The organism is Kitasatospora arboriphila (assembly GCF_039528095.1).
GTDB classification, from domain to species: Bacteria; Actinomycetota; Actinomycetes; order Streptomycetales; family Streptomycetaceae; genus Kitasatospora; species Kitasatospora arboriphila.
Genome location: NZ_BAAALD010000005.1, coordinates 62691 through 85863, shown reverse-complemented (window position 1 = coordinate 85863; position 23173 = coordinate 62691). Strand labels below are relative to the sequence as shown.

General features: G+C 74.4%; 21 protein-coding genes and 2 pseudogenes. 12 read left to right on the top strand and 11 right to left on the bottom strand.

Annotated features, from left to right (window positions below; translation table 11 throughout):
• The first annotated feature begins 60 nt into the window (after positions 1-60).
• A complete protein-coding gene (locus tag ABD353_RS04370; protein ID WP_344622113.1) occupies positions 61-672 on the top strand; it encodes a TetR/AcrR family transcriptional regulator in 612 nt (203 codons plus the stop codon).
• Positions 673-903: 231 nt separating this feature from the next.
• Here the strand turns inward: ABD353_RS04370 and ABD353_RS04365 are convergent, their stop codons facing one another.
• The gene (locus tag ABD353_RS04365; protein WP_344622112.1) at positions 904-1458 is read right to left on the bottom strand and encodes a hypothetical protein; all 555 of its coding nucleotides are present in this window, start codon (positions 1456-1458) and stop codon (positions 904-906) included.
• A 169-nt stretch (positions 1459-1627) separates the two neighbouring features.
• Between ABD353_RS04365 and ABD353_RS04360 the strand changes: the two genes are divergently transcribed.
• The 3 genes from ABD353_RS04360 (at position 1628) to ABD353_RS04350 (ending at position 3903) form a co-directional block, all read left to right on the top strand.
• On the top strand, positions 1628-2389 hold the full coding sequence (locus tag ABD353_RS04360; protein ID WP_344622111.1) for an ABC transporter ATP-binding protein: 762 nt from the start codon (positions 1628-1630) through the stop codon (positions 2387-2389).
• Entirely contained in the window at positions 2386-3123 is a 738-nt protein-coding gene (locus ABD353_RS04355) for an ABC transporter permease (protein ID WP_344622110.1), read from the top strand. The genes ABD353_RS04360 and ABD353_RS04355 overlap by 4 nt, the downstream gene beginning before the upstream one ends.
• A 132-nt stretch (positions 3124-3255) precedes the next feature.
• A complete protein-coding gene (locus tag ABD353_RS04350) occupies positions 3256-3903 on the top strand; it encodes a PH domain-containing protein (RefSeq protein WP_344622109.1) in 648 nt (215 codons plus the stop codon).
• Positions 3904-4020: 117 nt separating this feature from the next.
• Here the strand turns inward: ABD353_RS04350 and ABD353_RS04345 are convergent, their stop codons facing one another.
• The 3 genes from ABD353_RS04345 to ABD353_RS04335 form a co-directional block, all read right to left on the bottom strand.
• The gene (locus ABD353_RS04345) at positions 4021-5718 is read right to left on the bottom strand and encodes a phospho-sugar mutase (protein ID WP_344622108.1); all 1698 of its coding nucleotides are present in this window, start codon (positions 5716-5718) and stop codon (positions 4021-4023) included.
• A gap of 103 nt (positions 5719-5821) precedes the next feature.
• Positions 5822-6643 carry a purine-nucleoside phosphorylase gene (locus tag ABD353_RS04340; RefSeq protein WP_344622107.1) on the bottom strand — a complete coding sequence of 274 codons (822 nt, stop codon included), beginning with the start codon at positions 6641-6643 and terminating at the stop codon, positions 5822-5824.
• A 198-nt stretch (positions 6644-6841) separates the two neighbouring features.
• The gene (locus ABD353_RS04335; RefSeq protein ID WP_344622106.1) at positions 6842-7279 is read right to left on the bottom strand and encodes a gamma-glutamylcyclotransferase family protein; all 438 of its coding nucleotides are present in this window, start codon (positions 7277-7279) and stop codon (positions 6842-6844) included.
• A 134-nt stretch (positions 7280-7413) separates the two neighbouring features.
• Between ABD353_RS04335 and ABD353_RS04330 the strand changes: the two genes are divergently transcribed.
• Positions 7414-8868 carry an NAD(P)H-quinone dehydrogenase gene (locus ABD353_RS04330; RefSeq protein ID WP_344622105.1) on the top strand — a complete coding sequence of 485 codons (1455 nt, stop codon included), beginning with the start codon at positions 7414-7416 and terminating at the stop codon, positions 8866-8868.
• Positions 8869-9068: 200 nt separating this feature from the next.
• Positions 9069-10004 carry a DeoR/GlpR family DNA-binding transcription regulator gene (locus ABD353_RS04325; RefSeq protein ID WP_486326980.1) on the top strand — a complete coding sequence of 312 codons (936 nt, stop codon included), beginning with the start codon at positions 9069-9071 and terminating at the stop codon, positions 10002-10004.
• Between the two features lie 75 nt (positions 10005-10079).
• Here ABD353_RS04325 and ABD353_RS04320 read toward each other — a convergent pair whose 3' ends face one another.
• The gene (locus ABD353_RS04320) at positions 10080-11852 is read right to left on the bottom strand and encodes an acetyl/propionyl/methylcrotonyl-CoA carboxylase subunit alpha (RefSeq protein ID WP_344622103.1); all 1773 of its coding nucleotides are present in this window, start codon (positions 11850-11852) and stop codon (positions 10080-10082) included.
• A 224-nt stretch (positions 11853-12076) separates the two neighbouring features.
• Positions 12077-12823: a hypothetical protein gene (locus ABD353_RS04315; RefSeq protein WP_344622102.1), complete on the bottom strand. Its 747-nt coding sequence runs from the start codon at positions 12821-12823 to the stop codon at positions 12077-12079.
• 252 nt (positions 12824-13075) lie between these two features.
• On the opposite strand from ABD353_RS04315, the gene ABD353_RS04310 reads away from it, so the two are divergent.
• Positions 13076-13819, top strand: a complete 744-nt coding sequence (locus ABD353_RS04310) for an alpha/beta hydrolase family protein (RefSeq protein WP_344622101.1) — start codon at positions 13076-13078, stop codon at positions 13817-13819.
• An 11-nt stretch (positions 13820-13830) separates the two neighbouring features.
• Here ABD353_RS04310 and ABD353_RS04305 read toward each other — a convergent pair whose 3' ends face one another.
• Both ABD353_RS04305 and mmpB read right to left on the bottom strand, forming a co-directional pair.
• Positions 13831-14430: a nucleoside triphosphate pyrophosphatase gene (locus tag ABD353_RS04305; protein ID WP_344622100.1), complete on the bottom strand. Its 600-nt coding sequence runs from the start codon at positions 14428-14430 to the stop codon at positions 13831-13833.
• A gap of 65 nt (positions 14431-14495) precedes the next feature.
• The gene (gene mmpB / locus ABD353_RS04300) at positions 14496-14621 is read right to left on the bottom strand and encodes a morphogenic membrane protein MmpB (protein ID WP_263105079.1); all 126 of its coding nucleotides are present in this window, start codon (positions 14619-14621) and stop codon (positions 14496-14498) included.
• Positions 14622-14827: 206 nt separating this feature from the next.
• On the opposite strand from mmpB, the gene ABD353_RS04295 reads away from it, so the two are divergent.
• Entirely contained in the window at positions 14828-15277 is a 450-nt protein-coding gene (locus ABD353_RS04295; protein ID WP_344622098.1) for a DoxX family protein, read from the top strand.
• A 236-nt stretch (positions 15278-15513) separates the two neighbouring features.
• On the opposite strand, the pseudogene ABD353_RS04290 reads toward ABD353_RS04295, so the two are convergent.
• Positions 15514-15600 (bottom strand): annotated as a pseudogene (locus ABD353_RS04290) (acyl-CoA carboxylase subunit epsilon); the annotation flags it as partial.
• Between the two features lie 24 nt (positions 15601-15624).
• Positions 15625-17217, bottom strand: a complete 1593-nt coding sequence (locus ABD353_RS04285; protein ID WP_344622097.1) for an acyl-CoA carboxylase subunit beta — start codon at positions 17215-17217, stop codon at positions 15625-15627.
• Between the two features lie 328 nt (positions 17218-17545).
• Here ABD353_RS04285 and ABD353_RS04280 point away from each other — a divergent pair, with 328 nt between their 5' ends.
• From ABD353_RS04280 to ABD353_RS04265, 4 genes and pseudogenes are all read left to right on the top strand, one after another.
• Positions 17546-18418, top strand: coding sequence for a biotin--[acetyl-CoA-carboxylase] ligase (locus tag ABD353_RS04280; protein WP_344622191.1), 873 nt, complete (start codon positions 17546-17548; stop codon positions 18416-18418).
• 143 nt (positions 18419-18561) lie between these two features.
• Positions 18562-19650: an adenylate/guanylate cyclase domain-containing protein gene (locus ABD353_RS04275; protein ID WP_344622096.1), complete on the top strand. Its 1089-nt coding sequence runs from the start codon at positions 18562-18564 to the stop codon at positions 19648-19650.
• Between the two features lie 227 nt (positions 19651-19877).
• A pseudogene (locus ABD353_RS04270) lies at positions 19878-21005 on the top strand (GGDEF domain-containing protein); the annotation flags it as partial.
• Between the two features lie 831 nt (positions 21006-21836).
• A complete protein-coding gene (locus ABD353_RS04265) occupies positions 21837-22202 on the top strand; it encodes a hypothetical protein (protein ID WP_344622095.1) in 366 nt (121 codons plus the stop codon).
• A 22-nt stretch (positions 22203-22224) separates the two neighbouring features.
• Here ABD353_RS04265 and fdhD read toward each other — a convergent pair whose 3' ends face one another.
• Positions 22225-23046: a formate dehydrogenase accessory sulfurtransferase FdhD gene (gene fdhD, locus ABD353_RS04260; protein WP_344622094.1), complete on the bottom strand. Its 822-nt coding sequence runs from the start codon at positions 23044-23046 to the stop codon at positions 22225-22227.
• Between the last annotated feature and the right edge of the window lie 127 nt (positions 23047-23173).

Here is a 23173-nt window from a genome sequence, read left to right as displayed (position 1 = left end):
GACCGAGATGTGGCGCCCCACCGCCCCCGGACGCCCCCGAGGGCCGGGAAGAATGCCCTGGTGACCTCCGCAGCCGAACAGCCCGCACCCCGCAAGAAGACCGGCCGGCGCCCCGGCGGCGCGGACACCCGGCGGACGGTGCTGGAGGCCGCCCGGGCCGAGTTCGCCGCCCTCGGCTATCAGAAGGCGAGCATGCGGGCGATCGCCCGGGCCGCCGGCGTCGACGCCGCCCTGCTGCACCACTACTTCGGCAGCAAGGACAAGCTCTTCCTGGCCGCCCTGGAATTCCCCGTCGACCCGCGGCTGATCGTCGACCAGGTACTGGCCGGCGACCGCGCGCAGGTCGGCGACCGCGTCGCCCGGTTCGTCCTCGCCCTGTGGGAACAGCCGACCGTCCGCGACCGGCTGCTCGCCGTCCTGCGGACGGCCGCCGCCTCCGAGGAGGTCGCCGCGCTGATGCGCGGCTTCATGGTCACCGAGGTGGTCTCCCGGGTCGCCGTCGGCCTCGACGTGCCGCAGCCGGAACTCCGCGTCGAACTGGTGATGTCGCAGATCCTCGGCCTCGCCATGGCCCGCTACGTGATCGCCGTCGAACCGCTGGCCTCCGCCCCGGGCGAGGACCTGCTGCCGCTGCTGGCCCGCGCGGTGCAGGGGTACCTCGTCGAGACCTGAGGCCTTCCTCTCCGAGGGGGCAGGCAGGCCAGGGGTGCTGGGGCACCTCCCGGCCGAAGGCTGGGGCGGAACTGCGCAGTCCGGGAGCGGGCGTCGTGACGGCATCGGGGTGCCCCTGATTCGCCAGTGAGCCGTATCCGAGTTGCGCAGTTCCCCGCGCCCCCTGGGGTTTTCTACGGCTCCAGGAGGCCGAGGGTGGTGCCCCCAGCGCCCCTGGGGTGCCTCCTCCTTTTACGGCTGCAGGAGGCCGAGGGTGGTGGCGAAGGCGGTGAAGGTGGGGGCGGCGACCCGCCAGGTGTATTCGCGGGGGTTGGTCCAGATGTCGCTGCCCACCACCCGGGGGTCGGCCGGGTCGGTGCGGTAGTCGAGGGCGAGGGCGGTGTCGTCCCCGGCGGTGCGGGCGACCGCGATGAGTACGGCCCGTTCGGCGTCCAGCCACGGCAGTTCGACCGGGTCGGCGGCGGTGCTGCCGCGGGCCTGCCGGAAGAGCGGGCCGAGGTCCTCGCCCGAGAGGTCGTCGAGCGAGGCGGACTGGCGCCGCACCGCCGCCACGTCGGGCAGCAGCTCCACCGGGTCGGCGAACCAGGGCAGGGCGGCCGCGAGTGCTTCGTCGCCCGGGTGTCGCCAGCGGCCGTCGGCGATCAGGTCGAGCAGCAGTTGCGGCAGCGGCAGCCCCCGCACGGTGCCGGGGGCCTCCCGGTCGGTCCCGGTCGGCAGGGCGGCGTCGGTGGGGTCGGCGGCGGCGGTGTCGTCGGAGGGCGGGGCGGGGGCGTCCGGTGCGGTCACGCGCCCACCCTGCTGGTCGGCGGGCCCGTTGTCCATGCCCGGGCCGCCCCGGGCCGCCCCGGTCCACCGCGCGACATCCCGAGCGACATCCCGAGCGACACCGTGCGGCACCCCGAGCCGTCGTGCCGGGTCTCTTGACGGCCGGGGTGTGGAACGCAAAACTCATCGCATGATGAATTCTGAGGCGGGGCCCGGCCCCGCGATCCGGACCGCCGGCCTCACCGTGGTCCGCGGCGGCCGCCCCGTCCTGCACGGCCTCGACCTGGAGATCCCGCGCGGATCGGTCACCGGACTGCTCGGCCCCAGCGGGTGCGGCAAGACCACCCTGCTCCGCTCGGTCGTCGGCGTGCAGCGCACCGCCGGCGGCACCGTCGAGGTGCTCGGCCGCCCGGCCGGGGACGCCGCGCTGCGCCACCGCGTCGGCTACGTCACCCAGGCGCCCTCCGTCTACGCCGACCTCACCGTCACCGAGAACCTCGCCTACTTCGCCGCCGTCCTCGGCGCACCGAAGGGCGACCCGGACCGGGTGATCCGCCAGGTCGGCCTGACCGGCCACGAGAACGACCCCGCCGGGAGGCTCTCCGGCGGCCAGCGCGCCCGCGTCTCGCTCGCCGCGGCCCTGCTCGGCGCCCCGGAGCTCCTCGTCCTGGACGAGCCCACCGTCGGCCTCGACCCGGTGCTGCGCCAGGACCTCTGGCAGCTCTTCCGCGGCCTCGCCGAGGAGGGCGCCACCCTGCTGGTCTCCAGCCACGTCATGGACGAGGCCACCCGCTGCGACCGCCTGCTGCTGATGCGCGACGGCCGGCTGCTCGCCCACGACACCCCCGCCGCCCTGCTCGCCGCCACCGGGGCGGCCGACATCGACAGCGCCTTCCTCCGCCTGGTCGAGGACACCCCCCGCACCGCCGACACCGTGGAGACCGGCCGATGAACACCCGGCGCACCCTCGCCACCGCCCGCCGCGTCCTCGCTCAGCTGCGCCACGACCCGCGCACCCTCGCGATGCTGCTCGTCGTCCCCTGCGTCCTGCTGACCCTGCTGCGCTACATGTACGACGGGCAGCCGGACACCTTCGACCGGATCGGACCGGCCCTGCTCGGGGTCTTCCCGCTGCTGGTGATGTTCCTGGTCACCTCGGTCGCCATGCTGCGCGAGCGCACCTCCGGCACCCTGGAGCGGCTGCTCACCATGCCGCTCGGCAAGCTGGACCTGCTGCTCGGCTACGCCCTCGCCTTCGGCCTGGTCGCCCTCGTCCAGGCGGCGCTCGCCTCCGCGCTGACCATCGGCCTGCTCGGCCTCGACGTCGCCGGTCCGACCTGGCTGCTGTTCGCCGTCGCGGTCGGCGACGGCCTGCTCGGCATGGCACTCGGCCTGCTGGTCTCCGCGTTCGCCGCCACCGAGTTCCAGGCCGTGCAGTTCCTGCCCGCCGTGCTGCTGCCGCAGTTCCTGCTCTGCGGCCTGTTCGTGCCCCGCGAGCAGATGGCGGACGTGCTGCGCTGGGCCTCCGACGTGATGCCGCTCTCGTACGCGGTCGACGCGATGGGCCGGCTCACCGTGCACAGCGGTGTCGGCAGCGAGGTGGTCACGGACCTCGCGGTGATCGCCGGCTGCGCGCTGCTGGCCCTCGGCCTCGGCGCGGCCACCCTCCGCCGCCGCACCCCCTGACCCGGCGCGGCGGACGCACGCCGCGCCGCGCCGCCGGACCGGCCCCGGTCCGGCGGCGCCCGCCGTGACCCGGGGGAATCCGGCGGCCGGGGTCCCTGGGGCGGACGGGTCCCATGCGGCAGAATCGTCCCCATGACCGAATCCGACGGCACGCCCCACCCGGGTCCCGCCGCCCCCGAGGAGCCGCAGTACGCCGACCGCGTCTACCGCTCCGGCCCGGGCATCATCTCCGGTGTCCTGCTGCTCGCCGTGGCCGCCTGGCTGATCGGCGACGCCGTGATCTCCGGCACCGGCCGCACGCCCTGGGTGGCGCTCGCCGCCGCGCCGGTCTTCGTCTTCCCGGTGATCGCCTACACGCTGCGCCCCGCGGTGTACGCCAACGAGCGCCGGCTGCTCGTCCGCAACCCGCTGCGCAGCGTCCACGCGCCGTGGTCGCAGGTGGAGGGGCTGCGGTCGGGGTACTCGGTCGAGCTGTTCGCCGGCGGGCACAAGTACCAGGTCTGGGCGGTGCCGGTGTCGATCCGCCAGCGGAAGGCGGCGAGCCGCCGGGCGATGCGGGTCGCCAAGGACGGCACGCCGTCGGCGCCGCTGCGGCCGGGCGAGAACGACCCGACCCGGGCCTGGTCCGACCAGGTCGTCGGGAACCTGCAGGAGCTGGCCGAGCGGTGCGCCGGCCGGCCCGAGGCCAAGGGCGAGGTGACCGTCAGCTGGTGCTGGTGGGTGATCGTGCCGACCGTGGCCGGCCTGATCGCGCTGATCACCCTGATCGTCGCAGGCTGACGCCCGCGTCGTACGGACGCACGGGCCCCCGCCGACCCGAGAGGTCGGCGGGGGCCCGTTGGCGTGTGGCGGCGCCCGGCGGACGAAGCGGGGTGTCCGCCGGGCGGCGCCGGGCCGTCAGGCGCCGATGCCTGCGGCAGTTGCGAGGTCGCGCTTGATGCCGTCGAGCAGGGTGGCGGCCCGCATGCGGGCGTCGGCCAGTCCGGCGGCGTCGGCGACCGGGAGGACGACCTCCAGGTAGCACTTGAGCTTGGGTTCCGTGCCGGAGGGCCGGACGACGATCCGGGCGGAGCGGACGCCCTCGCCGGCCAGGTAGTAGCGCAGGCCGTCGGTGGCCGGCAGGTCGGCGGAGCCGGCCGTGAGGTCGTCGGCCCGGGTGACCTGCAGCCCGGCCAGGACCGTCGGCGGCCGCTCGCGCAGCCGGTGCATAGCCTCGGCGATCAGCGCGAGGTCGTCGACCCGGGCGGAGAGCTGGTCGGTGGCGTGCAGGCCGTGCTCCAGCGCCAGGTCGTCCAGCAGGTCGGTGAGGGTGCGGCCGGAGCGCTTGAGGGTCGCGGCGAGCTCGGCGATCAGCAGGGCGGCGGTGATGCCGTCCTTGTCGCGGACGCCCTCCGGGTCGACGCAGTAGCCGAGCGCCTCCTCGTAGCCGTAGCGCAGGCCCTCGGCGCGGGAGATCCACTTGAAGCCGGTGAGCGTCTCGGTGTAGCCGAGGCCCGCGGCGGCGGCGATCCGGCCGAGCAGGGTGGAGGAGACGATGGTGGTGGCGAAGGTGCCGCCGACCCGCTTGGCGACCAGGGCCGAGCCGAGCAGCGCGCCGACGTCGTCGCCGCGGAGCATCCGCCAGCCGCCGTTGTCCGGGACGGCCACCGCGCAGCGGTCGGCGTCCGGGTCGTTGGCGATGACGATGTCCGGGCCGGCGGCGGCGGCCGTCCGGAAGGACAGGTCCATCGCGCCGGGCTCCTCCGGGTTGGGGAAGGCCACGGTCGGGAAGTCGGGGTCGGGCTCGGCCTGCTCGGCGACGACGGTGGGCGCCGGGAAGCCGGCCTGCTTGAAGGCGGCGAGCAGGACGTCCCGGCCGACGCCGTGCAGCGGCGTGTAGACCACGTCCAGCGCGCGGGCGCCGGCCGGGTCCAGCACGGTGACCGCGCGGTCGAGGTAGGCCTCGACGACGTCGTCGCCGAGCACCTCCCAGCCGCCCTCGGCGAGCGGGACGTCGGCGAGGGCGCCGATCGCGTCGATCTCGGCGGCGATCTCGACGTCCGCGGGCGGCACGATCTGCGAGCCGTCTCCCAGGTAGACCTTGTACCCGTTGTCCTGCGGCGGGTTGTGGCTGGCCGTCACGGTGACGCCGGCCGCGGCGCCGAGGTGGCGGATCGCGAAGGCGAGCACCGGGGTGGGCAGCGGCCGCGGCAGCAGGGCGGCGCGCAGACCGGCGCCGACCACGGCGGCGGCGGTGTCCCGGGCGAAGTCGTACGACTTGTGCCGGGCGTCGTAGCCGATCACCACGAGGTCGCCCAGCCCGGGGTTCTTGCGCACGTACGCGGCGAGGCCGGCGGCGGCGCGGATCACCACGGCGCGGTTCATCCGCATCGGTCCGGCGCCGAGTTCGCCACGCAGGCCCGCGGTGCCGAACTGGAGGCGGCCGGCGAAGCGTTCGGCCAGCCGGGACCAGGCGATCCGCTCCCCGGACTCGGCGTCGGGGCCCTCGGCGGCGGCGAGCAGCTCGGTGAGCTCCGCGCGGGTCTGCGGGTCGGGATCCTCGGCGAGCCACGCACGGGCCCGGGCGAGGAGGTCGGTGGTGGGTGCCTGCGCCATGCTGCGAGCTCCAAACGGGGGTGTGGGCCGGCCGGCGGCGGCCGCGGCACCGGGGGGGTGCCGCGGCCTGCCGCCGGTCTACTGATTCTGCGTCAGTGCGGGCTCAGATCCGCTCAAGGACCTTCGCGAGCAGCGCGCCCATCCGCTCGGCGCTGGCCTTGCCGGCCTCCAGCACCTCTTCGTGGTTGAGCGGCTCGCCGGTGATGCCGGCGGCCAGGTTGGTCACCAGGGAGATGCCGAGCACCTCGGTGCCGGCCTCGCGGGCGGCGATGGCCTCCAGGGTGGTCGACATGCCGACCAGCTCGCCGCCGATCACCCGGGCCATGTTGACCTCGGCCGGGGTCTCGTAGTGCGGGCCGCGGAACTGCACGTAGACGGCCTCGTCGAGGGTCGGGTCGACCTCGCGGCACAGGGCGCGCAGCCGCTTGGAGTAGAGGTCGGTGAGGTCGACGAAGTTGGCGCCGACGATCGGCGAGTCGGCGGTGAGGTTGATGTGGTCGCTGATCAGGACCGGCTGGCCCGGGGTCCAGCCCTCGCGCAGGCCGCCGCAGCCGTTGGTGAGGACGACGATCCCGCAGCCCGCGGCGGCGGCGGTGCGGACGCCGTGCACCACGGTGGCCACGCCGTGGCCCTCGTAGTAGTGGTTGCGGCCGAGGAAGATCAGGGCGCGCTTCTCGCCGATCTTCACGGAGCGGATCTTGCCGGCGTGCCCGGCGACGGCGGGGGCGGGGAAGCCAGGGAGTTCGGTGACCGGGAACTCGGCCACGGTCTCGCCCAGGGCGTCGGCGGCCGGCACCCAGCCGGAGCCCATGACGAGGGCGACGTCGTGGCGGTCGACGCCGGTCAGCTCGCGGAGGCGGTCGGCGGCGGCCCGGGCGGCGGCGTAGGGGTCGGCGGAGACGACCGACTGAGGAGATGCGTTCACGGGTCCGAGGATAGACAAGATTCGCCTACGCGCGTAGACAATCCCGCCAAGACGCGCCGGATCGTTACCCGAATCATCCGGAAATACCGTGACAGGCGGCCTGCGGACACCCCGGTCCGTCGGATCGCACGAGGCCGCGGACCCGGTCGTGGCGCCCCCGGGCGGTGCCGTCCCGGCCGCGGCGGGCCGCGGCCGGGCTCAGCAGGGGCGGCGGCGCAGCTCGTGCACGTAGTCGTCGGGGGCGCCGGCGCTCTCCGCCGCGTCCGCGATCAGCCCGAGGTAGCGGGCGGCGGGCAGGCCGCCCTCGTAGTCGTTCAGCACGTACGTCCAGACCGGGATGTCGCCGTCCAGGGTGTGCGCCCGCAGCCGGATCTTGCGGTAGATGCCGAGCTGCACGCCCTCCCAGCGGTCGAGCCCCTCCTCGTCCATCGGCGAGACGTCGTAGAGCGAGACGAAGACCTGGTCCTTCTCGTCCTCCACCACCGTCGCCAGCGAGCCCTCCCAGCCCAGCTGCTCGCCGCCGAAGGTCAGCCGCCAGCCGTCCAGCCAGCCGGTGCCGCGCAGCGGGGAGTGCGGGGCGCGCCTGGTCATCTGCCGGGCGTCGAGGTTCGTGGCGTACGCGGCGTAGAGCGACATGGGCGCCAGCCTACGGGAGAGCGCTGCCCCGGACCGGAACGGGCGGGCCCGAGGGGGCGCCCGCAGGAGCCCGCCGAAGGGCCAGGACAGGAGGCAACGCCCCCGGCGTGGCTTTGGTTCCGGCATGCGGGAGAATGGTGCCCGTGACTCGGATCGTGATCATCGGTGGCGGACCCGGCGGATACGAGGCGGCCCTGGTGGCCGCCCAGCTCGGCGCGGAGGTGACCGTCGTCGACCGCGACGGCCTGGGCGGATCGGCGGTGCTGACGGACTGTGTGCCGTCCAAGACGCTGATCGCCACCGCCGAGGTGATGACGACCTTCGACAGCTCCTACGAGGAGCTCGGCATCATCGTCGCCGACGACACCCCGCCGCTCGCGCAGTCCGCCCGGGTGGTCGGCGTCGACCTCGGCAAGGTCAACCGACGCGTGAAGCGCCTCGCGATCGCCCAGTCCCACGACATCACCCAGGCGGTCACCCGGGCCGGCGTCACCGTGCTCCGCGGCAAGGGCCGGCTCGGCGCCGGCGGCCAGGCGGTGGACGGATCCCGCGAGGTCGTCGTCGACCGCGAGGACGGCACCACCGAGACGGTGCGCGCCGACGCCGTGCTGATCGCCACCGGCGTGCACCCGCGCGAGCTGCCCGACGCCCAGCCGGACGGCGAGCGGATCCTCACCTGGACCCAGGTCTACGACCTCGACGAGCTGCCCCGCGAGCTGATCGTGGTCGGCTCCGGCGTCACCGGCGCCGAGTTCGCCGGCGCCTACCAGGCGCTCGGCTCCGACGTCACGCTGGTCTCCAGCCGCGACCGGGTGCTGCCGGGCGAGGACCCGGACGCCGCCGAGGTGCTGGAGGACGTCTTCCGCCGCCGCGGCATGAACGTGATGAGCCGCTCGCGCGCCGAGAGCGCCAAGCGGATCGGCGACAAGGTCGAGGTCACCCTCTCCGACGGCACGGTCATCGAGGGCACCCACTGCCTGATGGCGGTCGGCTCGATCCCCAACACCGCGGACATGGGCCTGGAGGAGGCCGGTGTCGCGCTGAACGACTGGGGCCAGATCAAGGTCGACCGGGTGTCCCGCACCACCGCCCCGGGCGTCTACGCGGCCGGCGACTGCACCGGCGTCTTCATGCTCGCCTCGGTCGCCGCCATGCAGGGCCGGATCGCGATGTACCACGCGCTCGGCGACGCGGTGCAGCCGCTGAACCTGAAGACCGTCGCCTCCAACGTCTTCACCGACCCGGAGATCGCCACGGTCGGCTACACGGCCGCCGACGTGGCCGGCGGCAAGATGGACGCCGTCGAGGTGAAGCTGCCGCTGCGCGGCAACCCGCGGGCCAAGATGCAGGGCATCCGGGACGGCTTCGTGAAGCTGTTCTGCCGCCCCGGCACCGGCATCGTGGTCGGCGGCGTGGTCGTCGCGCCGCGCGCCAGCGAACTCATCCATTCGATCTCGCTCGCCGTGGACAACAACTTGACGGTCGAACAGGTGGCCGGCGCGTTCACCGTGTACCCGTCGCTGTCCGGCTCCACCGCGGAGGCCGCCCGGCAGCTGCACATCCGCAAGCGCGAGGGCTCGGACTCCTGACCTGCCGCGCGCACCGCCCTCCGCGCTCCACCCGCGCGGCCGAGCGTGCGCGGAGCCGCCCGCGGCGCGAATTGTACGGTCGCGCGCCGCTCGTACGTGAGCGTTTCCGGCTACTGGCTGCAAACGCCTGAAAGCAGACGGTCATTCACGTTACCGTCGGTTCCGTGTTTGCTGCAGAACGTCGCCAGTTGATCCTCGAAATGGTGCGCGCCAACGGAGCGGTCTCGCTCCGGGAGTTGGCCCGCGTCGTCCAGACCTCCGAAGTCACCGTCCGCCGGGACGTCCGGGCCCTGGAGGCCGAAGGGCTGCTCGACCGCCGGCACGGCGGGGCGGTGCTCCCCGGAGGCTTCAGTCGGGAGCCCGGCTACCCGCAGAAGACCCATCTCGCCGCGGCCGAGAAGAGCGCCATCGCCGACCTGGCCGCCGGCCTGGTCGAGGAGGGCGACGCCGTGGTCGTGGGCGCCGGCACCACCACCCAGGAGCTGGCCCGCCGGCTCGCCCGGGTGCCCGGCCTCACCGTGGTCACCAACTCGCTGCTGGTCGCCCAGGCGCTGGCGCACGCCAACCGCGTCGAGGTGGTGATGACCGGCGGCACCCTGCGCGGCTCCAACTACGCCCTGGTGGGCAGTGGCGCCGAGCAGTCGCTGGCCGGCCTGCGGGTGTCGAAGGCGTTCGTCTCCGGCAGCGGGCTGACCGCCGAGCGCGGCCTGTCGACCACCAACATGCTGTCCGCGAGCGTGGACCGCGCACTGGTGCAGGCGGCGACGGAGGTGATCGTCCTCGCCGACCACACCAAGCTGGGCTCCGACACCATGTTCCAGACGGTGCCGACGGAGGCCATCACCCGGCTGGTCACCGACGAGCAGTCCGCCGCGCAGGACCCGACCGCCCGGGAGCTCGACGCGCTCGCCGACTGCGGGGTGCAGATCTCGCTTGCCCCGCTCGGCACGCCCGCGGAGCCGACGGTGCACAGCGGCGGCCCGGCGCACCCGATGACGCCGCACCAGGCACCGCCTGCCGGCGGCCCGCGGCGCACCGCACCGCCCGGCACCCCGCTGCCCGGCCAGCGCCGCCCCGGGCACGCCGCTCTGATGGCCCCGCCCGCCGGCCACCGGCCGGCCCTGAGCCGGCCCTGAGCCGGCCCCGAACGGCCGACGGCCGGCCCGCACACCCGAGGGGTGCGGGCCGGCCGTCCGACGTCTGACGCGGGGTCAGTTGTCCTTGATCTCGCAGAGCGCGGCGCCGCTGCTGACGCTGGCACCGACCTCGGCCTTGAGGCCGACGATGGTGCCGGCCTTGTGGGCGTTGAGCGGCTGCTCCATCTTCATGGCCTCCAGGACGACGATCAGCTCGCCCTCGGCGACGACCTGGCCCTCCTCGACGGCGACCTTGACGATGGTGCCCTGCATCGGCGAGGCGAGGGTGTCGCCGCTGACCGCGGAGCCCGCCTTCTTCGCGCCGACGCGGCGCTTGGCGACCTTGGTGCCGGTCGCCGCCGGGGCGCTCGCGACGCCCAGCGAGGACGGCAGCGAGACCTCGATCCGCTTGCCGCCGACCTCGACGACGACGGTCTCGCGGCCCTCGGCCTCCTCGCCCTCGGCGCCGGCTCCGGCGAACGGCGGGATGGTGTTCTGGAACTCGGTCTCGATCCAGCGGGTGTAGACCGAGAACGGCGCGTCGCTGCCGTGCACCTCGGGCGCGAACGCCGGGTCGGTGACCACCGCGCGGTGGAACGGGATGGCGGTCGCCATGCCCTCGACCTTGAACTCCTCCAGCGCACGGGCGGCGCGCTGCAGGGCCTGCTGCCGGGTGCTGCCGGTGACGATCAGCTTGGCGAGCAGCGAGTCCCAGGCGGGGCCGATGACCGAACCGGTCTCGACGCCGGCGTCCAGGCGGACGCCCGGGCCGGACGGCGGGGCGAACAGCGACACCGTGCCCGGGGCGGGCAGGAAGTTGCGGCCCGGGTCCTCGCCGTTGATGCGGAACTCGATCGAGTGACCGCGGATCTCCGGGTCGTCGTAGCCGAGCTCCTCGCCGTCGGCGATCCGGAACATCTCGCGGACCAGGTCGATGCCGGTGACCTCCTCGGAGACCGGGTGCTCGACCTGCAGACGGGTGTTGACCTCCAGGAAGGAGATCAGGCCGTCCTGGGAGACCAGGAACTCGCAGGTGCCGGCGCCGACGTAGCCCGCCTCGCGGAGGATGGCCTTGGAGGCGCGGTACAGCTCCGCGTTCTGCTCGTCGGTCAGGAACGGCGCGGGGGCCTCCTCGACCAGCTTCTGGTGGCGGCGCTGCAGCGAGCAGTCTCGGGTGGAGACGATCACCACGTTGCCGTGCTGGTCGGCCAGGCACTGGGTCTCCACGTGCCGCGGCTTGTCCAGGTACTGCTCGACGAAGCACTCGCCGCGACCGAAGGCGGCGACCGCCTCGCGGACGGCGGACTCGTACAGCTCGGGGATCTCCTCGAGCGTGCGGGCGACCTTCAGGCCGCGGCCGCCGCCGCCGTACGCCGCCTTGATGGCGACCGGCAGGCCGTGCTCGGAGGCGAAGGCGACGACCTCGTCGGCGCCGGACACCGGCTCCGGCGTGCCGGCGACCAGCGGGGCACCGGCGCGCTGGGCGACGTGCCGCGCGGTGACCTTGTCGCCGAGGTCGCGGATGGCCTGCGGCGGCGGGCCGATCCAGATCAGACCGGCCGCGATCACGGCCTCGGCGAAGTCGGCGTTCTCGGAGAGGAAGCCGTAACCGGGGTGGACGGCGTCCGCACCCGCGTCGGCGGCCGCCTTGAGCACCTTGGCGATGTCCAGGTAGCTGGTCGCGGGGGTGTCGCCGCCGAGCGCGTAGGCCTCGTCGGCCGCGCGGACGTGCAGCGCGTCCCGATCAGGCTCGGCGTAGACGGCGACGCTGGCGATACCGGCGTCCCGACACGCCCGGGCGACGCGGACAGCGATCTCTCCGCGGTTGGCGATGAGCACCTTGCGCACTGTGGCTCCCTTCTTGAACCTCGTTGAGTCTAGGGATCTGAGGGCACTACCGGCGAGTAGTCCCTGGTGGTGAGCTAGCCCACACGGAGCGTCACCCGATTTCGTGATCACGCGACCACGCAGCGGCAGACCCCGCTGGTAGAGACGCTACGCGCCGCGGTCCGTCGCGGCGCGCAGCGGCCCCGGGCCGTCGGTGCGGGCCCGTGGCCTTCGCCACACGGAGGTCAGGCCGCCGCCGTGGCGGCCGCCGGCGCCGGCCTGGCGGTCGCCTTGGCGGTGACCTCCGCGGCGAGCTCGACCACGTCCGGACCGTACGCCCCGGGGTTGACCACCTTCAGCACCACCACGAACGTGCTGTCCGTGCCGTGCCGCCGCGCCAGCGCGCGGTGGTTGGCCGCCAGGTAGCGGACCGCCGCGTGGTTGGACGTGGAGGTCTGACCCGATATCAGGAAGACCGGCCGGTCACCCGATCCGGCGTGCACCCTGGCCAGCAGGGCGTACACCGGCACGCCCTCCTGCACCGGCCGGGTGAGCGGGAACTCCTTGTCGCCCACCGTGATCGTGAGGTCGGTGTCCCCCGCGGCGGAGGTCACCCCGGGCAGCCAGGACGCCAGGTGGGCGGCCGTCCGGTTGTTGCTGGACGGCCCGCCGAGGCAGAACTCCGCCTTGGCACCGAGCCCCTGACGCACCTGGTCGTGCGCCACGATCTCGGCCCGCGCCCCGCACTCGCGCACCAGGGCGGCGAGTTCCATCAGCGCGTACACGTCGTTGCGTGCGACGGCCGTGGAGGCGCGCGCCCCGGCGTCCCGATTGACCACCAGGAGGCACTCGGTGCCCTCCGGCATGCCGAAGAACCGCTGGGTGCGCTCCAACCGGCGCCGGCGGCGCACGGTCTGGGCGAGCCAGCCGATGCCCGCGCTGATGGCCGACGCCACCAGCCCGAGCACCACGTTGAGGACGCTGTCGGTCATGTCCCCCGCTCCTTCCGGCCGACGGCTGCGTCAGCCTATCGGGGGACGGTACGGGGCCGGGCTGGCCCGCCGCGACAGTAGTTCGCCCCCGGTTCTGTCCGATTCCGCAGGGCACTGTGCGGAGCGGACCGTTCCGCTTCGCGTCGCCGCCGGTGGAGACTGGTATGGACCATTGACGCTGCCTGCGGCTCCCCCTAACGTGACGCCCCGTCGGGCGGCGGCCGGCCGCCCTCGGCCCGGGGAGACGATGTGATGCGGACCACCACGGCGCTACGGCTCGCGACCGCGCTGGCGGCGGCCGCGGTGCTGGCGGGCTGCTCCTCCGGCGGCGGCACACCCGCGCCCGCGGCCGCGAGCGGCCCGGAGAGGTACGGCTGCCTCACCGAGGAACAGGCCGCCAAGGGTTCGGTCACCGTCGACGGGCTCGCCCCGGTGCAGGCCTACTTCCGTGACTCCGACACCGGCGGCGCGAAGACCGCCGTCGTCCTCTCGCACCAGAACGGCGGCAGCCTCTGCGACTGGATCCCCTACCTGGACGCCTTCACCAAGGCCGGCTACGCGGTGCTGCCCTACACCGCCAACGGGAACGTCTCGGACAACATCCAGCAGGCGGCCGGCTACCTGAAGACCAAGGGCATCGCCGCCCTGGTGCTGGTCGGCGCGTCCAAGGGCGGCACCGGCTCGATCGTCGCCGGCTCGCTGCCCGACCTCGCGGTGCCGCCCGCCGCGGTCGTCTCGCTCAGCTCGGCCGAGTCCTTCGGCGGCGACAGCGCGAGCAACGCCGTCAAACGGCTGACCGTCCCCGTGCTGTTCGCCGCCGAGGCGGGCGACCAGCCCTTCGCCGACTACGCGCACGGCCTGCACGACACGGCCGCCGCCAAGGACAAGCAGCTCAAGATCTACCCGGGCTCCAACCACGGCGCCCCGCTGCTCTCCGACGGCGCGATGCCCGACGTGCTGGCCTTCCTGGCCCGCACCGCGCCGCCGAAGCGCTGACGCGCGGGGGCTCAGACCCAGAGGTCGGTGATCCGCACGCCCAGGTCGGCCAGCAGGCGGCGCAGCAGCGGCAGCGACAGGCCGATCACGTTGCCCGGGTCGCCGTCGATGCCCTCCACGAACGGCGCCGACCGGCCGTCCAGGGTGAACGCCCCGGCCACGTGCAGGGGCTCGCCGGAGGCGATGTACGCGGCGACCTCCTCGTCGTCCGGGGTGCCGAAACGGACCGTGGTCGAGGCGGTCGCCGAGGACTGCCGGCCGGTCGCGGTGTCGACGACGCAGTGGCCGGTCTGCAGCACGCCCGACCGACCGCGCATCGACCGCCAGCGCTCCAGCGCCTCGGCGGCGTCCGCGGGCTTGCCGAGCGCCTGCCCGTCCAGCTCCAGCACCGAGTCGCAGCCGATCACCAGCTCGCCGTCGGACAGGCCCGCGGCCACCGTCTTGGCCTTCGCCTCGGCGAGCACCAGGGCGAGTTCGGCGGGGGTGGCGGCGGTCAGCGCGTCCTCGTCGACCCCGCTGACCCGGACCTGCGGGTCGAGGCCGGCCTGGCGGAGCAGCCCGAGCCGGGCGGGGGAGGCGGACGCGAGGACGAGGATGCGGCGATCGGTCATGCGGCCCAGCCTAGGGGCAACCGGCGAGAGCGAGGGCGCCCCCGGGCAAGCCCTGCCGGAGGGCCCTACCGCACCAGCAGCACGGCCGCGACGAAGCCGAGGACCGCCAGCAGCAGGCCGGCGCGGCGGAGCATCCGCTGCGCCCTCCGCGCTTCCGGGGAGGGCTCGTCGCGGGGGTCTGACCAGAGCACCTCACCAGCCTGCGCCGCGGCCGCGGACGGCGCCTGAGTACGCGTACTCAAACCCTCGTCCTCCGTCCGGAACCCTTGACGTGCGGGGCGGCCGGCCCTCCAATGGTCCGGACGACTTGTCGCGTCCATGATCCGTGCGGGCGGAGGACGCGGCAGCGCCACCAGGTCAGGGACTCCCCGGGTGCCCACCGGCGTCCGGCTTCCGCATGTTCCAGCCGAGGAGACGTACCGTGTCCCGTTCGTCCGTCAGATTAGAGGCCGTCCGCCCGTATGCGGTGGCCCTGTTCCGCGTCGTCGCCGGCCTGTTGTTCACGGCCCACGGCGCTGCCTCGCTGTTCGGCGTCCCGGCCGGTGGCCGGGGCGGCGCGACGGTGGAGGCGTGGTCCTGGCCCGGCTGGTACGCCGCGGTCATCCAGCTCGTCGGCGGCGCCCTGGTGCTGCTCGGGCTCGCCACCCGGGCCGCCGCCGTCGTCTGCTCCGGCTCGATGGCGTACGCCTACTTCTCCGTGCACCAGGAGCACGCGCTCTGGCCGATGCAGAACGGCGGCGAGCCGGCCGCGCTGTTCGCCTGGGTGTTCCTGCTGATCGCGGTGCTCGGCCCGGGGGCGGTGGCGCTGGACGGCCTGCTCGGCCGCCGGCCGGTCGCCACGGGCTGACCGGCCCGCCGCAGCACGCAGCACGCAGAACGGCCCGGCGCACCGCCCCGCGCAGGGGGGTGCACCGGGCCGTCCGGCGGCTCGGCTGCTAGCGGGCCCAGCCGGAGGTCCGCCAGGCGGCGGGGCCGGGGGCCGGCATGGTGCGCATCTTCCGCGCGTGGTCGCGCCACGGGGATGCCGGGCCGCCCGCCCGGCCGGCCGCCTCGGCGTCGCCCCCCCTGGGCCGGGGCCTGCGCGGCGGCGGCCCGGGATTGGACCACCGCCAGGACGGTGGCCAGCTCCTCGGGGGTCGGCTGCCCGTGCAGCACCTGGATGGGGGCCATGGGTCGATCCTCTCCCGGAACGGACTACAGCGGAATGTTGCCGTGCTTCTTCGGCGGCAGCGTCTCCCGCTTGCCGCGCAGCGCCCGCAGTCCGCGGACGACGTGCCGGCGGGTCTCGCTCGGCGCGATGACCGCGTCCACGTAGCCGCGCTCGGCGGCCAGGTACGGGTTGAGCAGGGTGTCCTCGTACTCGGCGACCAGCTCGGCGCGGCGGGCGTCGACGTCCTCGCCCGCCTTGGCGGCCTCGGACAGCTCGCGGCGGTAGACGATGTTGGCCGCGCCCTGGGCGCCCATGACGGCGATCTGGGCGGTCGGCCAGGCCAGGTTGAGGTCGGCGCCGAGGTGCTTGGAGCCCATGACGTCGTAGGCGCCGCCGAAGGCCTTGCGGGTGATCACGGTGATCAGCGGCACGGTGGCCTCGGCGTAGGCGTAGATCAGCTTGGCGCCGCGGCGGATGATGCCGTCCCACTCCTGGCCGGTACCCGGCAGGAAGCCGGGCACGTCGACGAAGGTCAGCACCGGGATGTTGAAGCTGTCGCAGGTCCGCACGAAGCGGGCGGCCTTCTCGCTGGCGTCGATGTCCAGGCAGCCGGCGAGGTCCATCGGCTGGTTGCCGACGATGCCGACCGGGTGGCCCTCGACCCGGCCGAAGCCGGTGATGATGTTGCCGGCGAACAGCGGCTGGGTCTCCAGGAACTCGCCGTCGTCCAGGACGTGCTCGATCACCTTGTGCATGTCGTACGGCTGGTTCGCCGAGTCCGGCACGATGGTGTCGAGTTCGAGGTCCTCGTCGGTGATCGAGAGGTCGGCCTGCTCGGGGTAGGCCGGCGGGTCCGAGAGGTTGTTGGAGGGCAGGTACGACAGCAGGTTCTTGACGTACTCGATCGCCTCCTTCTCGTCCGCGGCCAGGTAGTGGGCGTTGCCCGACTTGGTGTTGTGGGTGCGGGCGCCGCCCAGCTCCTCCATGCCGACGTCCTCGCCGGTGACCGTCTTGATGACGTCCGGGCCGGTGATGAACATGTGCGAGGTCTGGTCGGCCATCACCACGAAGTCGGTGATCGCGGGGGAGTACACCGCGCCGCCGGCGCAGGGGCCCATGATCAGCGAGATCTGCGGGACGACGCCCGAGGCGTGCACGTTGCGGCGGAAGATCTCGCCGTACAGGCCGAGCGAGACCACGCCCTCCTGGATCCGGGCGCCGCCGGAGTCGTTGATGCCGATGACCGGGCAGCCGGTCTTCAGCGCGAAGTCCATCACCTTGACGATCTTCTCGCCGAACACCTCGCCGAGGGAGCCGCCGAAGACGGTGAAGTCCTGCGCGAAGACGGCGACCTGACGGCCGTCGACCGTGCCGTAGCCGGTCACCACGCCGTCGCCGTACGGCCGGTTCTTCTCCTGGCCGAAGTTGGTCGAGCGGTGCCGGGCGAACTCGTCGAACTCGACGAACGAGTCCTCGTCCAGCAGCTCCACAACCCGCTCACGCGCCGTCAGCTTGCCCTTGGCGTGCTGCTTCTCGACGGCCGCGGACGAGCCGGAGTGCACCGCCTCGTCGATCCTGCGCCGCAGGTCGGCGAGTTTCCCGGCGGTGCTGTGGGGGTCGTACGGCGCCTCGGTCATTGAGGTGGCTCTCCCTGGTCCTTGGCCGCTCCCGAAGCCGACGACGGCATGAGGGCAGGGCGGCACTGCGACTACCGCCAAGTAGCGTAGCCAGCCGCGCGCGAATCGTGTTATGGCCAGCGACACAGTGTGTCGGCCCTCCCTTCTGCGGCACGATGGAACGGCCTGTGGCCGGGGCGCCCGCAGCCGCCTCCGCGCACCCCCGCCGGCACCGCGCGGGGCCCGCGCGCCCCCCTGCGCCGCGGCGGCCTCGCCGGTGCCCCGTCGGTAGGCTGGCCAGGTGACCGACGCCGAGCAGCCCGAGCCCACCCGTCCCCGCCGCAGCGGCCTGCGCGGCCTCGGCCAGGGCGCCGGACCCTCCCCCTGGACGGACCTCGAACGCCCGCCGCTGGACACCGTGGCCCTCCGTCGCGACCTGGTCGTCCCCGGCGGCCTGTGGACCTCCTTCGACGTCGTCACCGAGACCGGCTCCACCAACACCGACCTCGCCGCCCGGGCCCGCGACGGCGCCCCCGAGGGCGCCGTCCTGGTCGCCGAGGCCCAGCACGCCGGCCGCGGCCGGATGGAGCGCCGCTGGAGCGCCCCGCCGCGCTCCGGCCTCTTCCTGTCGATGCTGCTGCGGCCCACCGGCGTGCCGGTCGAGCGGTACGGCTGGCTGCCGATCCTGGTCGGCGTCGCCGCGGCCGCCACCGTCGCCAAGATCGCCGAACTCGACACCGGGCTCAAGTGGCCGAACGACCTGCAGGTCACCGTCGGCGGCGAGGAACGCAAGATCGGCGGCATCCTCACCGAACTGTCCGGCGGCGCCGTCGTCGCCGGACTCGGCATCAACGTCTCGCTGCGAGCCGAGGAACTCCCGGTGCCCACCGCGTCCTCGCTCGCCCTCGCCGGCGCCGCCGTCACCGACCGGCAGACCCTGCTGCGCGGCCTGCTGCGCGAGTTCGCCGAGCTGTACGGCGAGTGGCGGGCCGCCGCCGGCGACCCGCACGCGAGCGGACTGCTGCCCGCCTACACCGCCCGCTGCACCACGCTCGGCCGCCCGGTGCGGGTGCAGCTGCCGGGCGAGCGCGAACTCACCGGCGAGGCCGTCGCGGTGGACGGCGACGGACGGCTGGTCGTCCGCACCCCGGACGGTGCCCGCCACCCGGTCGCCGCCGGCGACGTCGTGCACGTCCGCCCGGAGCGTCCGGACTCCGCCTGATCCGGACGGATGCCCCGGATTGCGGGATTCCGTGCGAACATTCCACCTGGCAGCGGTGTGAGGCGCGCCACTACCCCCGGGTGGTCGGCCGCCCTTGACAGGCAGGACAAGAGGAAGTGCGGCGACCGCACGGGGATGGACCGGTGGCAGACGAGGAATCGGGCAACGGCAACGGCGGCCACGGCACCGGCGGGGCGGGCGAACGCACCGTCGCGCTGGACCTGGAACGGCTGATCCTCGACGCCCCGCGCAAGTACACGCCGTACCAGGCGGCCCGCGCGGCCGACGTCCCGATGGACCTCGCCACCCGGTTCTGGCGGGCGATGGGCTTCCCCGACATCGGCCAGTCCCGGGCGCTCACCGACAACGACGTGATCGCCCTGCGCCGCCTCGCCGGCCTCATCGAGTCCGGGCTGCTCAGCGAGCCGATGGCGATCCAGGTCGCCCGCTCCACCGGCCAGACCACCGCCCGGCTCGCCGGCTGGCAGATGGACACCTTCCTGGAGAACCTCACCCAGGCCGTCGAGCCCGGCCTCACCCGCGCCGAGGTCGCCTACCCGCTCACCGAGCTGCTGCTGCCCGAGCTGGAGCAGTTCCTGGTGTACGTCTGGCGCCGCCAGCTCGCCGCCGTCACCGGCCGCGTGGTGCACGCCGCCGAGGACAACGAGATCACCAGCGGCCGGCTCGCCGTCGGTTTCGCCGACCTGGTCGGCTTCACCCGGCTCTCCCGCCGACTGGAGGAGGAGGAGCTCGGCTCGCTCGTCGAGACCTTCGAGACCACCTGCTCCGACCTCATCGCCGGCCAGGGCGGCCGGGTGGTCAAGACGCTCGGCGACGAGATCCTCTACGTCACCGAGGACCCGGCGGTCGCCGCCGAGATCGCCCTCTGCCTGGTGGAGACGCTCGCCAAGGAGGACACCATGCCCGCGCTGCGGGTCGGCATGGCCTTCGGCACCGTCACCTCCCGGATGGGCGACGTCTTCGGCACCACCGTCAACCTGGCCAGCCGGCTCACCTCCATCGCCCCGCGGGACGCCGTGCTCGTCGACGGCGAGTTCGCCACCGCGCTGGAGCAGACCGGCGCCGTCCCGCCGTACGTGCCGGACGACCCGGCGGGCCGGCAGGCCGAGGGCGGCTTCCCCTTCCACCTGCAGCCGATGTGGCGGCGCCCGGTGCGCGGCCTCGGCCTGGTCGAGCCCTGGCTGCTCACCCGGAGCCACGACCCGGAGTGACCGCGGGCCGCCGCGTGCCGCGAACCCCCGCGACTTCACCTTGACAAATCGGGCAATGCCTTACCAAATCGCCATAATCTTGGTCCAGGATGGATGCGCACCAGGGCGGACCAAGGGACGAGGCGATCCGGTTGAGCGGTGAGGCGGACAGCGCGGCGGACGGAGCCGGCCGACCCCCTGCCACCCCGGACGCGCGCCTGCGCGCGGTCGTCGAACTCGCCCACGACATGGCCGGGGCGCTGACCCCGCTGGAGGCCGTCCGGGCCGCCGCCGTCCGCGCCACCGCCGCGCTGGGGGCCACCATGGCCGCCGTCTCGGTCTGGGACCGCGAGTCCGGCCGGCTCCGGGTGCTCGCCAACTACGGCGAACTCGCCGCCGGCGAGGAGGAGTTCCCCGAGGACGAGTCCTACCCGGTGGCCGACTTCCCGGAGATCGTCACCTACCTCGACGAACACTGGACGACCGGCCGGCTGCCCCGCGCCTGGGTGCAGACCGCCGAGGACACCGACCCCGGCCCGGCACCGGACCACCCGGCCGCCGGCGCCTTCTGCCTGCAGCGCGCCGCCGGACTGCGCCGGCGCGGTCGCGAGTGCTGCCTGGTCGCCCCGATCGTCCTGCACGGCCAGGCCTGGGGCGAGCTCTACCTCGCCCGCCGCGCCGGACTGCCGGTCTTCGACGAGGCCGACGTCGACTACGCCACCCTGCTCGCCGCTCAGATCTCCGCCGGCCTCTCGCAGACCGAACGCCTCGCCGACCTGCGCCGGCTCGCCTTCACCGACCCGCTCACCGGCCTCGCCAACCGCCGCGCCGTCGACGCCCGGCTGGAGAGCGCCCTGCAGGCCCACAACCGCGACAACACCGTCGTCAGCCTGGTCGTCTGCGACGTCAACGGCCTCAAACGGGTCAACGACCAGCTCGGCCACGAGATGGGCGACCGCCTGCTGGAACGGTTCGCCCACCAGCTCTCGCTCTGCGCCGCCAAACTGCCCGGCAGCCTCGCCGCCCGGCTCGGCGGCGACGAGTTCTGCCTGCTCGTCGAGGGCCAGAAGGCCGACGAGGTGGTGGCCGTCGCCGAGGACCTCTGCGCCCGCGCCCTGCAACTCACCGAGGGCGAGGGCGTCGCCTGCGGCGTCGCCTCCACCGGCGACTCCATCGGCCCGGTCTCCACCGCCGACCGGCTGTTCCGGCTCGCCGACGCCGCCCAGTACCGCGCCAAGGCATCCCGGGCCGCCCACCCCGTGGTGGCCGGCCGCAGCCACGGCCCCGGCTTCTCGCCCGACCCGACCGTGCTGCTCGCCGACGGCACCGACCCGCACCACCGGGCCGACGGCCGCCGCGGCGGCCCCGGCCAGCGCGGCAACGGCGACCGCCGGCGCGTCCGCGGCGCCGGCCGCAGCGCCGACCCCGGCCAACTGCTCACCACCGTGCTCGCCGCGCTCGACCAGAACGAGGTCCACCGCACCAGCCACCCCGCCGACACCCTGGCCCGGCTGGTCACCGTCGCCGAGACCTCCGCCCGGCTGCTCGACGCCGTCGCCTGGTGGGTCTCCTACGTGCCGCCGGGCTCGCACCTGATGCGCACCGCGCAGCACGCCGTGTACCGGATGACCAGCGGCCCGAGCAGCTCCGGCGCCGCCACCCAGCGCGCCCAGATCGAGGCCCCGGACGCCGTGTTCGACCTGCGGCACTACCCGCTCACCCGGCGGGCGGCCCGCGGCGGCGGCTTCGCCCTGCGGGCCGGTGCCGCGGGCAACGACCCGTCCGAGGAGGCCGTGATGGTGGTCAGCGGCTACAAGGGGATGGTCGCCGCGGGCGGCCCCAACGCGGCCGGCGGCTGGCTGGTCGAACTCTTCGCCGACGACACCACCCTGCCGCTCGGCCAGATCGCCGCCGCCCTGCGCTCCCTGGTCGCCGTCGCCCTCTCCGGCCCGACCTCCCCACCGCCGGACTAGCGCCGCTTTCGAAGGCGCACGGGGCAGCCCCCACGCGCCCCTGGTGGTGCACCCGCGCCGCCGGATTCGCGCCCAGGGGAGTGGAACCGCTGCGGCGGGGCATCCGACGGGGTGGCTGCGACGAGCCCGCACGGGGTACGTCACAGCTGGGCCACAGGGCCCGTCCGGGGGCTGTGCCCCGCGGGCCGCGGCTGCGACAGTGGCCGGACAGCATCGGGGGACCTGGGAGGGACCATGCGCACCAAGTTGGCGGGGGCACTGCTCGCACTGGCACTGGCGGTCGGCGGTTCGGCGCTGGCCGGCGGCGAGGCCGCGGCGGCGAGGCCCCGCACCGCACCCGCGGTGGCCGTTCAGCAGGCCCCGGCCCAGGCGCCCGCCCAGGCCCCGGCCCGGGCCCGCGCGCTCGGGCAGGCGGCGGCGCCCGCCCTCGCCCCGGCGGCGTCCAAGCAGAAGACCAAGGTGGCGAAGTCCAAGTCCAAGTCGAAGAAGAAGAAGAGCTTCTTCGGCACGGTCGCCGGCATCGTGATCGGCGTGGTGATCCTCGGCATCGTGCTGATCGTCATCGTCGTCGTGGTGATGGCGATGCGCCGCAGGAACTGACGGAGCGCCGGGTGGCGGCCCGTCAGCCGGCCGCCACCCGCTCCGCCCCGGCGTACACGTTGGCGCTCTCGCCGCGCAGGAAGCCCACCAGGGTGAGGCCCAGCTCCTCGGCGAGATCGACCGCGAGCGAGGACGGCGCCGAGACCGCGGCCAGCAGCGGCACGCCCGCCAGCGCCGCCTTCTGGGTCAGCTCGAACGAGGCCCGCCCGCTCACCAGCAGCACGTGCCCGGCGAGCGGCAGCCGGCCCTCCCGCAGGGCCCAGCCGATCACCTTGTCCACCGCGTTGTGCCGCCCGACGTCCTCGCGGGCGCAGAGCAGCCTGCCGTCCGCGTCGAACAGCCCGGCCGCGTGCAGCCCGCCGGTGGAGTCGAACGCCCGCTGCGCCGCGCGGAGCCGCTCCGGCAGGGCGTAGAGCAGGGCGGGGGAGACCCGCAGGGCGTCCCGGTCGACCGGCCAGCGGCTGTGCGTGCGCACCGCCTCGACGGTGTCCCGGCCGCAGAGCCCGCAGGCGCTGGTGGTGAGCAGGTTGCGGTGCCCGGAGAGCGGCGCCGCGTCGCCGCGCACCGTCGCGTCCACCACGTTGTAGCTGTTGACGCCCTCGTCGTCGGTGCCCGCGCAGTAGCGCAGCGCGGCCAGCTGCTCGGTGCGGTGGACGACGCCCTCGCCGACCAGGAAGCCCGCGACCAGGTCGAAGTCGTGGCCGGGGGTGCGCATGGTGACGGTCAGCGGCTCGCCGCCGAGCCGTATCTCCAGCGGCTCCTCGGCCGCCAGCGCGTCCGGGCGCACGCCCGTCTCGCTGCCGCGCAGCCGGACCACCCGGCGCCGTACCGTCGCCCGTGCCATCGACCCTCCGCATGCCGTGTCCGCTGTGCCCAGCCTGCGGCACCGCCCCGTCCTGACGGAAATCCTGGCCGCGGTCGGTCCCCGGCGGCCGCAGAACGCGTCCCGGCCAGCGGTTGTCAGATTCCCA